The organism is Pseudomonas sp. NBRC 111124 (assembly GCF_001320245.1).
In the GTDB taxonomy this organism is placed as follows: Bacteria; Pseudomonadota; Gammaproteobacteria; order Pseudomonadales; family Pseudomonadaceae; genus Aquipseudomonas.
The window spans coordinates 179,106-193,860 of the sequence record NZ_BCBA01000042.1; the positions used below are offsets into that span (position 1 = coordinate 179,106).

Here is a 14,755-nt window from a genome sequence, read left to right on the forward strand (position 1 = left end):
TTCGAGCATCCCGGGGCTGCTTTGCAGCCCATCGCCGGCAAGCGCGGCTCCCACAGGGTGGACTGCCCCCTGGTAAAAATGACAGTTGCACCCTGTCAGTAGTCAAGCAGTCTTTGACTTCACTACCACGTCAAAGCGGCCTGCCTCTCATGAAAGCTAGACTCTTCTACCAAATGAACCATCTGCAGCAGGTACTGCGTGACGGCCAGAATTGCTGCATCTTGCGGGTTAAAAATTCCGCCATCGCAGAATTACACGAAACTACGGTTCCAATCAGACGATTGCTCCTCGCAATCGACTCAATGAGATCGATTGTACGAACACAAGATGCAAGCATCAGACAAGTATTGAGTTACAGCCCCTACGGCCATCTTCCTCGTTCCGGGCAAGATATACCCATCCTTGCTTTTAACGGGGAGAAACTGGACAAATCGACCGAGCGATACTTCCTTGGCATCGGACACCGCACCTATAGCCCTGGAGTCATGAGATTTTGCTCTGCCGATGCAGCGAGCCCCTTTTTGCAAGGTGGGCTGAACAGTTACAGTTATTGTTCGGGAGATCCCATCAATTATCAGGATCCTTCCGCTCAATACCGAATCCCGTTGCAACGCATCGCCTCGCATCAACCACCTCGTTACTCAGGCAATCCGACGCTGAACCAGTCTCGTAGACTTATTCACCGTGCCCGAGTGCGCAATCTGAGAGCAGAGCAAGCTAGAGCGCTTGCTACAGATGCGTATGAGGCCTCATTAAGATCTAATCAAAATGCCGAGCAGTTTCAGCGTAGAGCCGCCGTATCGACAAACCCACAACGTCAAATCAGGCACGTAGCGTCAGCGAGCCAAGACATGGCCCGCGCCGCGGAATTTCTTGAAGTAGCGGAACAGCATTTAAGGAGAGAAGAACATCACCTTGAACATGCACACAGGTTAAATAATGAGAATTATCAGCTACTGACTAGCCAAGCAGAAAATGTTCCGCCAGCCCTTGCTCAGCCCCCACAACCCCAACCGTTTCAAACGAATAACACTCCGCCTCTGCAAGCTCAAAACATCGGAATTCGCAGGCCCCACGTTACTTAGAGAAGAAATAATTTAATCTTTACCAAGGGATAGGCGTTCTCACTGATGTTCCCTCGATTAAGCAGAGGGCCGCAAAGCGGCCCCCAACAGCTCAGGCGCTGCGGTTCAGGCCCATTTCCATGTCATTGATCAGCGCCTTGGCCATGGCACTGAGAATCCGCGTGGCACTGCCCGCGATCAGGTTGCTCTCCATCTCGGCCTCTTCGCTCAGGTGGCGAATACACCCCAGCAACACCGACAACTCATCAAAGGCATGGTCAAGCGGGATACCGGGCTGGATGGCGTACAGGTCGAGAAAGGTCTCTGTGCCTGCCGTAGTTCGCGACTTCAATGCATCAGTCATGGGCCACCTCGAGATTCGCCATATGGGCGAACAGCGCTCGGAGCAGTTCGGTGAGGATGGCGAGGTTTTCCTGCACGACTTTGCGCTGCTCTTTGTCTTCGGTGTTCAGATAGAGCTGGATGGTGTTGGAAAGGGCGTCCATGAGTGCGGCCGCGTGGGGCTTGGCGTCTTCGAGGGACAAGTCGGAAATGATCGAAATGTAGGGAAATGGAAATGAAGGTGGTGGATCAGGAACGAGCTTTTTCATAGGTAGCCTCATAAGTATTTTTAAGAAGCAACCACTCGAATCCTTCTCACAGATTGGGTGGCAGCCGTACGCGAGGTGAGAAGACCGTGTTGGAGGCATCCACGGCCAGACCGAAGTCTGCACGCGCACGGCTGCCATAACTGGCAAGCCACCTCTAACAACGGAAAACGGGCTTCTCACACCCGATCGCCAAACAGCAGCGACGGCGAAAAGTTACCTAGGAGGGACTGGCTTGCCTATCAGACGGCATCCGACAGAGGTTGTAGGATAATTCACCCCCCCTGCCCCACTGAAGCATTTGGTTTCAGTTTCAGAATTTTCTTACGGATGATGGCTTTTTCGCGGGTAAACCCGCTCCCACAGGGATATCACCAGCCGTGAGACTTGCGCAGTACCTGTGGGAGCGGGTTTACCCGCGAAAGGGCCGGCACAGGCTAGCGAAAGTGACTCAGGCCACCTCAGCCCCATCATCCGGCCAATGCGGCTCGTTGGCCCCCGGCGGAGTCAGCGGCGGCAGCCCATACGCTGCCCGCGCATCGTCACAGCTGGGGTTATGCACCCCACCCTCCCACGACGCCTCGAACTCGCGGCACGGGCTGGAACGGTTGGCGTAGATGGTGCACGCCACCTCGCTACCGATCTCGCCCTGCAGGCTCACGCAGCGGCATGGCTTGGCGTCGGTGCCGATCATGGCAACGCGGGTGGGGTTGATCTGTACCACCAGGTCATCCGGCACAAGGCCGCCGGCAGACTGGCATTCGCCCCAGAAGAAGGACACACGGAAGTACCCGCAGCAGGCGCCGCAGTCAAGGCAAGGGTTATATTCGGACATGATGGCACGGAGGGAAGGTTGTTGTTATCGGGGCTGAGCCCGCGCGCCATTTGTAATCGAAGCCAGGTCGGCTGAGAAGAGGGGCACGCAAAAATAGTTCGCCGTTGATCCGCCCGAAGCAACGCTCAATGGGAGGCCACCTGCCATGTCCGCCTCCCCTGCCCATCAAGAGATGGCTTTGTAGCTGTCGCTGGCCCATCTCACCTTGCCCAAGCCGTCACTGGGCTCAAGGTCTTCACCACGCACGTTGCTGAATTGAGTCTGGGTAGTGCCATGGTGCACCAGGCGCTCGGCCTTGCTTCCTTCAGTCATCAGCGTATACGACTCATCGCGCATCGCCTGATAAGTGTCATCAGCAGCCTGGATTGCCCTGTGATGGGCCATCAACTGACTGTCGCTCAGGTTCAATCGATCATTCAGCTCCACCCCCCAACGCGTGAGGCAGACTTCGGCAAAATGCCGGACAATCAGCCCCGGCTCGGGCAGTACTTTGCCGCTTCCCCCGCCATCGACAGACGCGTTGCCGACCAGGGTGGCATGGCGCCCGGGCATCGGGTAGACGCACATGCGCGTGCCGGGCGCTGCCGAGGGGATCACGCAGGCAAAGCCTTTCGAACGCTCGTCGCGCGAGTAAAAACCGACGTATTCCCTGACATTATCCGCCAGCGCTAGGCGATGTGCCTGGAGGTTACCGATGCCAGGCACCGGGTCTATGGCGAAAATGTTGACCGGGATGTGCCGAAGTTCGGGGTCGGCGGCCATTGCGTTGGCCAGCATATGGCAGCTGATGCCGCCCCGGCTCCACCCCATCAGATTGACCTGGGTCGGAATACGCGGCTTGCGGAACTGCTTGATGATCTGCTGCTGCAAGGCCTGAGGGGTCACCTGGCGGTCGCCATATTCATAGGTGCGCCAGAACCAGGATCCCGTACTTGTCGCGGCGGGGATCGGAACCCCGGCGGCCCTCAGCCGGTTGTGCTCTTCTTCACTCAGCTGGGTACGCTGCCAGTTGCACTCGCCCTTGATCATCTGCAGCACATGGGCAACGTTCTGCTCCCAACCTCGTCCGAACAGCTGACCCGTCCAGTTGAAAAAACCACCAGGTTCGACGAACAACTGGTCATCCTGGAGGTTGCCGCTACCGGGCCCATCGACGGCGACCCAGTGCGCGAACTCGCGGCGTTGATCGTTGCCGGCAAGTGTCGAAACCAGCTCGCCGTTCCAGTAGTTGGGGTTGGCTTCATCGAAGCGATGAGAACCAGTACCGCAGAAGTAAGCCGTAAACACACTCATTTGCGCACCTCGACTGAACAATGGGGCGCCAAAGTAGTGATTCGTGAGGGTGGCTCACAGCTGGAAACAGCCCACCCTAAACGCAAAAAGCCGCAAGGATTACCCTTGCGGCTTGCAGCACTCAGCTATGCACTTACTTGCGCGCCAACCCGTCAGCCCGGAACATCTGGCGGATACCGCGAATCGCCTGGCGAATGCGGTCCTGGTTCTCGATCAGGGCGAAGCGCACATGGTCGTCGCCGTAATCACCAAAACCAATGCCCGGCGACACGCAGACCTTGGCCTCGGCCAGCAGTTTCTTGGCGAACTCCAGCGAACCCAGGTGCGCGTACGGCTCTGGAATCTTCGCCCACACGTACATCGACGCCTTGGGGTTCTCGACCATCCAGCCCAGCTCGTGCAGGCCCTTGACCAGCAGGTTGCGGCGCTGGCGGTACTGCTCGGCGATGTCGCGCACGCATTGCTGGTCACCTTCCAGGGCGGCAATGGCAGCCACCTGCAGCGGGGTGAAGGTGCCGTAGTCGTGGTAGCTCTTGATCCGCGCCAGGGCGCTGACCAGCTCGGGGTTGCCGACCATGAAGCCAATCCGCCAGCCGGCCATGTTGTAGCTCTTGGACAGGGTGAAGAACTCCACCGCGATATCCTTGGCGCCCGGTACCTGCATGATCGACGGGGCCTTCCAGCCGTCATAGACGATGTCGGCGTAGGCCAGGTCGTGCACCACCAGTACGTCGTACTGCTTGGCCAGGGCCACCACGCGCTCGAAGAAGTCCAGCTCCACGCACTGGGCAGTGGGGTTGGACGGGAAGCCGAGGATCATCATCTTCGGCTTGGGGATCGATTCGCGGATCGCCCGCTCCAGCTCGTTGAAGAAGTCCACGCCCGGTACAAGCGGAACGGAACGCACCTGGGCGCCGGCAATGACCGCTCCGTAGATATGGATCGGGTAGCTGGGGTTGGGCACCAGCACCGTGTCGCCCTGGTCGAGGGTAGCGAGCATCAGGTGCGCCAGGCCCTCTTTCGAGCCGATGGTGACGATAGCTTCGCTTTCCGGGTCGATGTCGACCTCGTAGCGTTCCTTGTACCAGTTGGAGATGGCCCGGCGCAGGCGTGGGATGCCGCGCGAGGTGGAGTAGCCATGGGTGTCTTCGCGCTGGGCGACCTGCACCAGCTTCTCGACGATGTGCGGCGGGGTCGCGCCATCGGGGTTGCCCATGCTCAGGTCGATGATGTCCTCGCCACGGCGGCGGGCGGCCATCTTGAGTTCGGCGGTGATGTTGAAGACGTAAGGGGGAAGACGATCGATGCGCGCGAAGCGGCGCGGCGAACCTGGATTGGCCATGGTTTCCTCTAGAGACGTAAGCGCCCGGAACCGTCCGAGCGACGCTGGCCGCTGTGGCGGCCTGAATCAGAAGATAGTGCCGAAACAGGAATCTTGTAAAGGGTAATTTCCCGTTTTGATAAAACTTTTCAGATGTATTTTTTGAAAATAAAAGATTTATGCCTTCAGGCCTGCCTCCATCGACGACGCAGGAAAACAGGCATAAAAAACCCCGGCACATGGCCGGGGTTTTAGTGAAGCACTCGCCTCGATCAGCGCGCGTAGGTCATCAGCACGTCCGCTGCGGTCTGGCTATCCACACCCATCATCACGCTCAGGGCAGTAACGGTGAGGATGGAGAAACCGAACACCTTGCGTGCCCACTTGCTGTCGTCTTCAGCCTTGTAGCCACCCCAGGCCATGTACAGCCAGTACAGGCCCATGGCGGCTGCCACGGCCAGGTAGCCGAGGCCGGCGTAACCGCCGAGGGTAAGCATCAAGGTGGCGAGCAGGAAGGCCAGCACGTACAGCACGATCTGCTTTTTCGCCGCGAGGACACCGCGTGCCACCGGCAGGACCGGAATATTGGCAGCGCTGTAGTCCTTGAAGCGGAAGATGGCGATGGCGAAGCTGTGCGGCATCTGCCACAGGCTGAACATCACCAGCAGGGTCACTGCAGCCAGGTCGAAGCTGTTGCTCACGGCGCAGTAGCCGATCACCGGAGGCATGGCACCGGACAGGCTGCCGACCAAGGTGCCGTGCACCGATTTGCGCTTCAGCCAGAGGCTGTAGAAACCGACGTAGACCACGAAGCCGATCAGCGCACAGAACGCCGACAGCGGGTTGGCCTGGACGTACAGCAGGCTGAAGCCCGCCACCCCGAGAAGGGTGGCGTAGACCAGCGCGAGGGTCAGCGACATACCGCCCTGCACCATGACGCGGTTCTTGGTGCGCTCCATCTTGTGGTCGATGTCACGGTCGATGCAGTTGTTGAACACGCATCCGGACGCCACCACCAGTGAAGTACCGATCACCACCGCCAGGAACAGGGCGAAGTCCACATGGCCCTTCGAGGCAAGGAAGAAACCGCCTGCCACGGAAAGCACGTTACCGAAAATGATCCCCGGTTTGGTGATTTGGATAAAGTGCTTAACGGACATGCAGTCTTACCTCACTTGGCCATCATTTCAAAGTGGATGCTGAACATGATCCACAGCGACAGGCCGACCAGCAGAGCGATTACCATCGTGGTGAACAGGAACGTCGACACATTGGAACGCTGCTCTTTCGAGCGGTCCATGTGCAGGAAGTACACGAGGTGTACCACCACCTGAATCACGGCCATGGCCACGATGATCAGAACGGTCAGGTTCTTCGGCAGGCTTGGCGACATGGCCAGGCCGAACGGGATCGCGGTCAGGATGATCGACAGGATGAAGCCGATCAGGTACGACTTGACGCTGCCGTGGTTACCTTCGTGATGAGTGTCGTGTGCGTTAGCCATTACAGAACTCCCAGCAGGTAGACGACGGTGAATACGCAGATCCAGACCACGTCCAGGAAGTGCCAGAACAGGCTCAGGCAGCTCATGCGGGTCTTGGCGGTCGGCGTGATGCCGTGCTTGTTGATCTGGTACATCATGATTGCCATCCAGATCAGGCCGGCGGTCACGTGCAGACCGTGGGTACCTACCAGGGCGAAGAAGCCCGACAGGAAGCCACTGCGGGTTGGGCCGAAGCCCTCGCCGATCAGGTGATGGAATTCATAGATTTCCATCGCGATGAAGCCTGCACCGAACAGGAAGGTCACGGCCAACCAGCCCAGTACGCCCGCTTTCTTGCCGTCGAACATCTTCAGCATGGCGAAGCCGAAGGTGATCGAGGACAGCAGCAGGAACAGCGTTTCAACTGCTACGAAGTCGAGCTGGAAGATGTCGTGACCCGACGGGCCGCCGGCAAAACTGCCGGACAGCACCGCGTAGGTGGCGAAGAGCGACGCAAACAGGATGCAGTCGGTCATCAGGTACAGCCAGAAACCGAGGACGGTCATCTGGCCCGAGTCGTGGTGGTGGTCATCGTGAGCATGGTCATGACCATGCGCGCCACCGTGGATTACTTGACTGGACATTGATTACACCCGTTCAAACGATTCGACACGTGCGCCGGCAGGCAGAGCACCTGCTTTGGCCAGCGCGTTGAGACGCTCGCCTTCGATGCGCGCCACTTCTTCGGCCGGAACCATGTAGCCCTGGTCGTCACGCGCAGCGTGGCGAACGAAGACCGCGATGGTTGCCAGCAGGCTCGCGCCAACCAGCCACCAGATGTGCCAGATGAAGGCGAAGCCGAAGACAGTCAGGAACATACCCATGAACAGACCGGTAGCGGTGTTGTTCGGCATGTGGATCGCTTCGTACTTGCCCGGCACCTTGTAGGCAACACCGGCTTCCTTGGCTTCGTTCCAGCAGTCCAGGCCAACTTTCTCTGGCATGTGGGCGAAGTTGTAGAACGGAGGTGGCGACGAGGTCGACCATTCCAGGGTACGGCCGCCCCATGGGTCGCCGGTCACGTCCAGGTTCTGCTCGCGATCGCGGATCGAAACAACGATCTGGATCAGCTGGCAGGCGATACCGAACAGGATCAGCACGGCGCCGACAACGGCTACGTACAGGTAGGGTTCCCACAGTGGGTTGTCGGAGTGGTTCAGACGACGGGTCATGCCCATGAAGCCCAGGGCGTACAGCGGCATGAACGCAACGTAGAAACCGGAGATCCAGAACCAGAAGGCAGCTTTGCCCCACTTCTCGTTCAGCTTGAAGCCGAACGCTTTTGGCCACCAGTAGGCGAAGCCGGCGATGTAGCCGAATACCGCACCACCAATGATCACGTTGTGGAAGTGAGCAATGACGAACAGGCTGTTGTGCAGCACGAAGTCAGCACCTGGAACAGCCAGCAGAACGCCAGTCATGCCACCGATCGAGAAGGTGATCATGAAGCCCAGGGTCCAGAGCATTGGTGCGGTGAAACGCACGCGGCCCTGGTACATGGTGAACAGCCAGTTGAACAGCTTCACACCGGTCGGGATGGAGATCAGCATCGTCGCCAGGCCGAAGAAGGTGTTGACGCTGGCGCCGGCACCCATGGTGAAGAAGTGGTGCAGCCATACAGCGAAGCCCAGCACGGCAATGGCGCCCGATGCGTAGATCATCGAGTGGTGGCCGAACAGACGCTTGCCGGAGAAGGTCGAAGTTACTTCCGAGAACACGCCGAAGGCCGGCAGGATCAGGATGTAAACCTCAGGGTGACCCCACGCCCAGAACAGGTTGACGTACATCATCGGGTTCCCACCAAGCTCGTTGGTGAAAATGTGGAAGTCCAGATAACGGTCAACAGTCAGCAGAGCGAGTGCAGCGGTCAGGATCGGGAACGAAGCCACGATCAGCACGTTGGCCCAGGTGCAGGTCCAGGTGAAGATCGGCATGTCCATCAGCTTCATGCCAGGTGCGCGCATCTTCATCACGGTGACGAGGAAGTTCACGCCGGTCAGTGTCGTACCCAAGCCTGAGAGCTGTAGCGCCCAGATGTAGTAGTCGACACCCACCCCAGGGCTGTACTGAATGCCCGCGAGCGGCGGATAGGCAACCCAGCCGGTCTTGGCGAATTCACCAACGCCGAGCGAGATGTTGACCAGCAGCACGCCTGCCAGCAGCAGGTAGAAGCTCAGGGAGTTCAGGAACGGGAAGGCAACGTCACGTGCACCGATCTGCAGAGGAACCGCGAGGTTCATCAGGCCGGTGAAGAACGGCATCGCCATGAAGATGATCATGATCACACCGTGAGCGGTGAAGATCTGGTCATAGTGTTCAGGCGGCAGGTAGCCTTCGGAGCCACCGGTAGCGGCAGCCAGCTGGGTACGCATCATGATGGCGTCGGCAAAGCCGCGCAGCAGCATGACCATCGCGACGACGATGTACATCACCCCGATTTTCTTGTGGTCGACAGTCGTCAACCACTCGGTCCACAAGTAAGTCCACTTGCGGAAATAGGTGATAAGACCGACGACAGCGAGACCCCCGAGCGCGATCATGGCAATGGTCACCATGACTATCGGCTCGTGGAAGGGTATCGCCTCCAGAGTTAATTTACCGAACATCTCTTACTCCTCTGCACCGGCAGCTGGTTGCACACTCGACTCGGTGGTGGCCAGATCTTTGCTGCCTGCTTCTTCGTGGCTCGGACGACCGCGGTTCATGCCTTCGTACTTGTCGACGATCAGCTGGAACTGGTCAGGCGAGGCCTCGCCATACAGCGCGACTGGGTTGTTTTCGCTTGGTTTGGCCAAGGCTTCGTATTCGGCCTTGCCCAGTTTCAACGGCGACTGCTTGACCTCGGCGACCCACTTGTCGAAGTCTTCCTGAGAGGTCGCATTGGCCTTGAATTTCATGCCGGTGAAGCCAGCACCGCTGTAGTTGGCGCTGATACCGTCGAACACGCCATTTTCGTTGGCGATCAGGTGCAGCTTGGTGGTCATGCCCGCCATCGCGTAGATCTGGCCACCCAGGCCCGGGATGAAGAACGAGTTCATCACGGCGTCGGAAGTGACGCGGAAGTTCACCGGGACGTTAGCCGGGAAGTTGATCTGGTTGACGGTAGCAATGCCCTGCTCCGGGTAGATGAACAGCCACTTCCAGTCCAGCGCGACCACGTCGATCTGAATCGGCTTCACGTCGGAATCCAGCGGACGGTATGGGTCCAGCTTGTGGGTCGACTTGTAGGTGACGTAACCCAGGGCGATGATGATGATGATCGGGATGATCCACACCGCGAGTTCGATCTTGGTCGAGTGCGACCAGTCTGGGGTGTAGGTGGCGGCCTTGTTGGAAGCACGGTACTTCCAGGCGAATGCCACGGTCATGATGATGACCGGAATCACCACCAGCAGCATCAGGCCGGTAGCGATCAGGATCAGGTTCTTTTGCTCAATGCCGACCTGACCTTTCGGGTCGAGCAGGGTCCAGTTGCACCCACTGAGTAAAAGCATGCCTAAAAAGGGCAATATGCCAAACAGTCTGGGGTAACGCTTTTTACTCATCTCACGACCTCTAGATCAGCTTGCTTCAATGCAATTTGTGTTTTGGTAGCCAACACTTCGTCCTGCCAAGTGAGGCATTTCGCGCCCGTACTCGCTCCTGCCCGGGCCCGACTGCAGGACCTTGGCGCAAAGCGTGTTAGCGGTGCTTATGGTTTCGTAGGCAACAGGCCTGTACTTCAGACCAAGTCCATTTGGTGCGGGAAAACGCGGAGGGGGGTCCGCCCGGTATCGCCGTTGGGCGAAACTTGACGAAGTCAGCAAAAAGGAGCGCTGGGGCTTCCTTCAATCCTGCGACTCGCAAGCAGTGCCGAACGGAAATTGGGGGCGATTGTAGATAGGTCGCCAACCCTTGACTATGACTTATTGAGCAACAGTCCTTTACAGAATCTGCAACAATAGCGCGCTACAAATCAACTTCGCGACAGTTTGTCGCACCCCGCTTGCTAGCCCTCAAACCCGTATTTCACAAGGCTTTGAGGTTGATCTGGATCAAGCGGGAGAGGACTTTTTACTCTTCTCGTCCGGTGCAAAAGACCACACCGAAATCGGGACTTATGTCTAAGACTGGCGCCGGTTGCGGTAGATGCCGAACGGTACCAGGATGGCGGTCAGGACAAACGCCACCAGTGCCCACTGCGCCAGCGACAAGCCGAGGATCGGCGGGTACGGCGTGCTGCAGAAACCGTCGACCTGGAACGCCAGCGGCCAGAGCTTGGCCAGGGGCAGGTCGTCGACGATCGGCTGCAGGGTATCGATGCCGCAACTGACCATGGGGTTGGCGAGTATATACACATGGTTGCCAGCCGCAATGATTCCGCCAATGGCACTGAGCACCACCAACCCCTCGAACAGGGTCAGGCTGCGGCGCCCGGGCATGGCCGCGGCAATGAACGCGAACAGGGCGATAAAGAGCAAGGCGTAGCGTTGCAGGATGCACAGCGGACAAGGTGCCTCACCCAGTACTACCTGCATGTACAGCGCACCGCCGATCAGTGCGAGGCAGATCACCCCCAGCAGTACCAGGAAGCGCCGTTCGCGGTTCAGGCGCGATGTTTGTTCGTTCATTGCCGATTCCTTCGATGGATAGGTGGCAGCGTGGTCCGCCCGCCTGGGTGCAATTCTACACGCAGGCATGGCCCTTTAGCGTGCCGAGGAAGCGGCGAGACAGCCCTGCACGAGGCTATCCGGAGATGCTGAGACCGGCTGCAGCGACGTCGGTTCAACGTCGGCCGGTAAAAAGCGGCTGCCCGGGTGCCGCGCAGGAGCAAGCCCCTCGACACCCGGGAGTGAAGGATACAGTGATTAAAGGAGGATTAAAGATGAAAGGTGCCGAGGCTGCTTTCATCTTTCCTTATATATAGGATGTAGGAGCGGCCTTGTGTCGCGAAAGGGCCGCGCTGCGGCCCCGGGCTTCAGCTTCGCCGCTGAAATTGCCGGGGCCGCTGCGCAGCCCTTTCGCGACACAAGGCCGCTCCTACAGTCCAGCGTGGCAAGTTACTCCAGGGCAGCTGCCGGCCCGAAGAACTCATAACGGCTCTGCTGCTCCGGTACACCCAGGCCCTTCAGCTGGCGCTTGACTGCCGCCATGAAGCCTTTCGGCCCAAGGAAGTAAGCATCCACATCACGCTCGCGTGGCAGCCATTCACCCAGCAGGTCCTGGCTCAGCAGGCCAACCGCGTCGGCTTTCTGCGCGCCGTCGTCCTCCGCATAGCAGTAGAAGCGTTTGAGCTGCGGGTGGCGCTCGGCCAGCCCATCGATCCAGTCGCGGAAAGCGTGCACTGCACCGTTACGTGCGCAGTGAATGAAATGCACCGGGCGCTGGGTTTGCAGTGCCGCTTCGAGCATCGCCAGGGTCGGGGTAATGCCGACACCACCGCTGATCAGCACCAGCGGCTTGTCGCTGGCTGCCAGGGTGAAATCACCCGCTGGCGGGAACAGCTGCAGGGTATCGCCCACCACCAGCTCATCATGCAGGTAGCTGGAGACCTTGCCGCCCTCCTCGCGCTTGACGCTGATACGGTACTCCTGGCCGTCGCACAGGGCTGACAGCGAGTAGTTGCGGCGCTGTTCGGCACCGTCGATGAACAGCTGCAGGCCGATGTACTGGCCAGGCTCAGCCTTGAGTACCGGCTGGCCATCCACTGGGGCGAAGTAGAACGAGGTGATCTCGCTGCTTTCCTGCTCGCGACGGGCCAGGCGGAATTCGCGGGTACCGCGCCAGCCGCCGGCGGCCTCTTCCTTCTGTTTGTAAAGGCTTTCCTCGGCGCCGATCAGGATATCGGCCAGCTGACCATAGGCAGCAGCCCAGGCAGCGATCACCTCGGGGGTGGCGATTTCCTTGCCCAGCACTTCTTCGATGGCACGTAGCAGGCAGCTGCCGACGATCGGGTAGTGCTCCGGCAGAATCTGCAAGGCAACGTGTTTGTTGATGATCTGGCCGACCAGGCCACCGAGCTGCTCCAGCTGGTCGATGTGACGGGCATACATCAGCACGCCATTGGCCAGGGCGCGCGGCTGGTCACCGCTGGCCTGGTGGGCCTGGTTGAACAGCGGGCGGACCTCTGGGTACTCGCTGAGCATCATCTTGTAGAAGTGGGTGGTCAGGGTTTCACCACCGGTTTCCAGCAGAGGGACAGTGGCTTTGATGATTGCACGTTGTTCGGCATTGAGCATTTAGACAACTCCTGAGCCTGAGGCTTCAAATGGTTGCCCTTGCTATTACAGCAATCGTGCCAACTTTTTTCGTTAGTGAAATCAAGGCATTGACGCCGGCCATGTCAAATTGACCTGCCCGAGCGTATAGTCAAATCGACCTACAGGAGTCCATATGACTACAAAACCCTTGCTCACCACCTTGCTGCCCCTGGTCAGCGACCTGTCCCGCGACCTGCCCGACCAGGAGCGCTACCGTCGGCTGCTGCAGGCCATGCGCGGGCTGCTGCCCTGCGATGCCGCCGCACTGCTGCGTCTGGATGGCGAATGGCTGGTGCCGCTGGCTGTCGATGGGCTGTCTCCCGATACCCTGGGCCGGCGCTTCAAGGTCAGTGAGCACCCGCGTTTCCAGATTCTGCTAAGCCGCCCGGAACCGACTCGCTTTGCCAGCGATTCCGAATTGCCCGACCCTTACGATGGTCTGGTCAACGCCCCTGATGCCGATCTTGAAGTGCACGACTGCATGGGCTGCCCGCTGATGGTCGACGAGCGCCCGTGGGGCCTGGTAACCCTCGACGCCCTCAGCCCCGGCCAGTTTCAGAGCCTGGAGCTGGATGCCCTGCAGGCCTTCGCCAGCCTGGCCGCCGCCACCGTGACCGTGGCCGAGCGCATCGAGCACCTGGCTTTGCGTGCAGAAGACGAGCACCACCGCGCCGAGATCTACCGACAGGCCAGCGGCCAGGACAAGGAACTGATCGGCCAGAGCCCGGCACACAAGCGCTTGCTGGAAGAAATACGCCTGGTCGGCGGCAGCGAACTGACCGTACTGATCACCGGCGAGACCGGTGTGGGCAAGGAGCTGGTGGCCATGGCCTTGCATCAAGCCAGCAACCGGGCCGACAAACCCCTGGTCAGCCTGAACTGTGCAGCCCTGCCCGACACCTTGGTGGAAAGCGAACTGTTCGGCCATGTGCGCGGCGCCTTCACCGGTGCCCACGGCGAGCGGCGTGGCAAGTTCGAGTTGGCCAACGGCGGTACGCTGTTTCTCGATGAGGTGGGCGAGTTGCCGCTGGCCGTGCAAGCCAAGCTGCTGCGCGTGCTGCAAAGTGGCCAGCTGCAACGCCTGGGCTCGGACCGCGAGCACCGCGTCGACGTCCGCCTGATCGCTGCCACCAACCGTGACCTGGCCGCCGAAGTGCGCGCCGGCAACTACCGCGCCGACTTCTACCACCGCCTCAGCGTGTACCCGCTGCAGGTCCCGCCGCTGCGCGAACGTGGCCGCGATGTGCTGCTTCTTGCCGGTTATTTCCTCGAACAGAACCGATCGCGGCTAGGTTTGAACAGCCTCCGACTGAGCAGTGAAGCGCAAGCGGCCCTGCTGGCGTATGACTGGCCAGGTAACGTGCGCGAGCTCGAACACCTGATCGGTCGCTCGGCTCTCAAGGCCATGGGCCAACACCCGGAACGCCCGCGTATTCTCACCTTGGAAGCCAGCGACCTCGATTTGCATGTCGCCCAGCCCGCTACGACTGCCCCCCTTTCCCAGGCCACGCCTGCCGCCTTGGCGGTACCGGCAGGTGGCCTGCGCGAAGCGCTCGATGATTACCAGCGCCAGTTGATCGATGCCTGCCTGCAACGCCATCAGGACAACTGGGCCGCGGCGGCCCGCGAGCTCGGCCTGGACCGCGCCAACCTTAGCCGCTTGGCTCGTCGCCTTGGGCTTCGCTGAGCCGACATTCACTAAAGGACTATGCGTAAAGCCATCTGGTGGCAATCTGCTGGACTGCTATATCTCCCTAATCTTCGGTGACGCGGCCGCTACCTGGCCAAGCTGCGGGCAACACGTTCCGCCCATCGGGCGGGTTGCGCCAGCCAAGGATCGCGAGGGCGATCC

General features: G+C 59.6%; 14 protein-coding genes. 2 read left to right on the top strand and 12 right to left on the bottom strand.

The window, feature by feature from the left end; all coding sequences use genetic code 11:
* The first annotated feature begins 149 nt into the window (after positions 1 to 149).
* Positions 150 to 1,085, top strand: a complete 936-nt coding sequence (locus APH28_RS28185; protein ID WP_082432321.1) for an RHS repeat-associated core domain-containing protein — start codon at positions 150 to 152, stop codon at positions 1,083 to 1,085.
* A 91-nt stretch (positions 1,086 to 1,176) separates the two neighbouring features.
* Here APH28_RS28185 and APH28_RS17485 read toward each other — a convergent pair whose 3' ends face one another.
* From APH28_RS17485 to hmpA, 12 genes are all read right to left on the bottom strand, one after another.
* A complete protein-coding gene (locus tag APH28_RS17485; protein WP_060511454.1) occupies positions 1,177 to 1,428 on the bottom strand; it encodes a DUF3077 domain-containing protein in 252 nt (83 codons plus the stop codon).
* On the bottom strand, positions 1,421 to 1,675 hold the full coding sequence (locus APH28_RS17490; RefSeq protein WP_060511455.1) for a hypothetical protein: 255 nt from the start codon (positions 1,673 to 1,675) through the stop codon (positions 1,421 to 1,423). Before APH28_RS17490 ends, APH28_RS17485 begins: the two co-directional genes overlap by 8 nt.
* A 448-nt stretch (positions 1,676 to 2,123) precedes the next feature.
* Positions 2,124 to 2,507 (bottom strand): YkgJ family cysteine cluster protein, encoded by a 384-nt coding sequence (locus tag APH28_RS17495; RefSeq protein ID WP_060511457.1) that lies wholly within the window; start codon positions 2,505 to 2,507, stop codon positions 2,124 to 2,126.
* A gap of 165 nt (positions 2,508 to 2,672) precedes the next feature.
* Complete coding sequence (locus APH28_RS17500) at positions 2,673 to 3,800, bottom strand: hypothetical protein (RefSeq protein WP_060511459.1); 1,128 nt, start codon at positions 3,798 to 3,800, stop codon at positions 2,673 to 2,675.
* A 133-nt stretch (positions 3,801 to 3,933) separates the two neighbouring features.
* Positions 3,934 to 5,142: an alanine transaminase gene (gene alaC / locus APH28_RS17505; RefSeq protein ID WP_060511461.1), complete on the bottom strand. Its 1,209-nt coding sequence runs from the start codon at positions 5,140 to 5,142 to the stop codon at positions 3,934 to 3,936.
* Positions 5,143 to 5,393: 251 nt separating this feature from the next.
* The gene (cyoE, locus tag APH28_RS17510) at positions 5,394 to 6,281 is read right to left on the bottom strand and encodes a heme o synthase (RefSeq protein WP_060511463.1); all 888 of its coding nucleotides are present in this window, start codon (positions 6,279 to 6,281) and stop codon (positions 5,394 to 5,396) included.
* 11 nt (positions 6,282 to 6,292) lie between these two features.
* Entirely contained in the window at positions 6,293 to 6,625 is a 333-nt protein-coding gene (gene cyoD, locus APH28_RS17515; protein WP_060511465.1) for a cytochrome o ubiquinol oxidase subunit IV, read from the bottom strand.
* Positions 6,625 to 7,248 (bottom strand): cytochrome o ubiquinol oxidase subunit III, encoded by a 624-nt coding sequence (gene cyoC, locus APH28_RS17520; RefSeq protein WP_027920308.1) that lies wholly within the window; start codon positions 7,246 to 7,248, stop codon positions 6,625 to 6,627. Before cyoC ends, cyoD begins: the two co-directional genes overlap by 1 nt.
* Positions 7,249 to 7,251: 3 nt before the next feature.
* A complete protein-coding gene (cyoB, locus tag APH28_RS17525; protein ID WP_060511467.1) occupies positions 7,252 to 9,270 on the bottom strand; it encodes a cytochrome o ubiquinol oxidase subunit I in 2,019 nt (672 codons plus the stop codon).
* 3 nt (positions 9,271 to 9,273) lie between these two features.
* Positions 9,274 to 10,209 (bottom strand): ubiquinol oxidase subunit II, encoded by a 936-nt coding sequence (cyoA, locus tag APH28_RS17530; RefSeq protein WP_060511469.1) that lies wholly within the window; start codon positions 10,207 to 10,209, stop codon positions 9,274 to 9,276.
* A 558-nt stretch (positions 10,210 to 10,767) separates the two neighbouring features.
* Positions 10,768 to 11,274, bottom strand: a complete 507-nt coding sequence (locus APH28_RS17535) for a disulfide bond formation protein B (protein ID WP_060511471.1) — start codon at positions 11,272 to 11,274, stop codon at positions 10,768 to 10,770.
* Between the two features lie 429 nt (positions 11,275 to 11,703).
* The gene (gene hmpA, locus APH28_RS17540) at positions 11,704 to 12,882 is read right to left on the bottom strand and encodes an NO-inducible flavohemoprotein (RefSeq protein ID WP_060511473.1); all 1,179 of its coding nucleotides are present in this window, start codon (positions 12,880 to 12,882) and stop codon (positions 11,704 to 11,706) included.
* 154 nt (positions 12,883 to 13,036) lie between these two features.
* Here hmpA and norR point away from each other — a divergent pair, with 154 nt between their 5' ends.
* Complete coding sequence (gene norR, locus APH28_RS17545; RefSeq protein WP_060511483.1) at positions 13,037 to 14,590, top strand: nitric oxide reductase transcriptional regulator NorR; 1,554 nt, start codon at positions 13,037 to 13,039, stop codon at positions 14,588 to 14,590.
* Positions 14,591 to 14,755 lie beyond the last annotated feature (165 nt).

What these genes read in the sequence shown, in the direction of transcription:
- cyoD (WP_060511465.1), bottom strand. Translation starts at nt 6,625, where the DNA reads ATGGCTAACGCACACGACACTCATCACGAAGGTAACCACGGCAGCGTC.
- APH28_RS28185 (WP_082432321.1), top strand. Translation starts at nt 150, where the DNA reads ATGAAAGCTAGACTCTTCTACCAAATGAACCATCTGCAGCAGGTACTG.
- cyoB (WP_060511467.1), bottom strand. Translation starts at nt 9,270, where the DNA reads ATGTTCGGTAAATTAACTCTGGAGGCGATACCCTTCCACGAGCCGATA.
- cyoE (WP_060511463.1), bottom strand. Translation starts at nt 6,281, where the DNA reads ATGTCCGTTAAGCACTTTATCCAAATCACCAAACCGGGGATCATTTTC.
- APH28_RS17485 (WP_060511454.1), bottom strand. Translation starts at nt 1,428, where the DNA reads ATGACTGATGCATTGAAGTCGCGAACTACGGCAGGCACAGAGACCTTT.
- APH28_RS17495 (WP_060511457.1), bottom strand. Translation starts at nt 2,507, where the DNA reads ATGTCCGAATATAACCCTTGCCTTGACTGCGGCGCCTGCTGCGGGTAC.
- hmpA (WP_060511473.1), bottom strand. Translation starts at nt 12,882, where the DNA reads ATGCTCAATGCCGAACAACGTGCAATCATCAAAGCCACTGTCCCTCTG.
- norR (WP_060511483.1), top strand. Translation starts at nt 13,037, where the DNA reads ATGACTACAAAACCCTTGCTCACCACCTTGCTGCCCCTGGTCAGCGAC.
- alaC (WP_060511461.1), bottom strand. Translation starts at nt 5,142, where the DNA reads ATGGCCAATCCAGGTTCGCCGCGCCGCTTCGCGCGCATCGATCGTCTT.
- cyoA (WP_060511469.1), bottom strand. Translation starts at nt 10,209, where the DNA reads ATGAGTAAAAAGCGTTACCCCAGACTGTTTGGCATATTGCCCTTTTTA.
- cyoC (WP_027920308.1), bottom strand. Translation starts at nt 7,248, where the DNA reads ATGTCCAGTCAAGTAATCCACGGTGGCGCGCATGGTCATGACCATGCT.
- APH28_RS17500 (WP_060511459.1), bottom strand. Translation starts at nt 3,800, where the DNA reads ATGAGTGTGTTTACGGCTTACTTCTGCGGTACTGGTTCTCATCGCTTC.
- APH28_RS17535 (WP_060511471.1), bottom strand. Translation starts at nt 11,274, where the DNA reads ATGAACGAACAAACATCGCGCCTGAACCGCGAACGGCGCTTCCTGGTA.
- APH28_RS17490 (WP_060511455.1), bottom strand. Translation starts at nt 1,675, where the DNA reads ATGAAAAAGCTCGTTCCTGATCCACCACCTTCATTTCCATTTCCCTAC.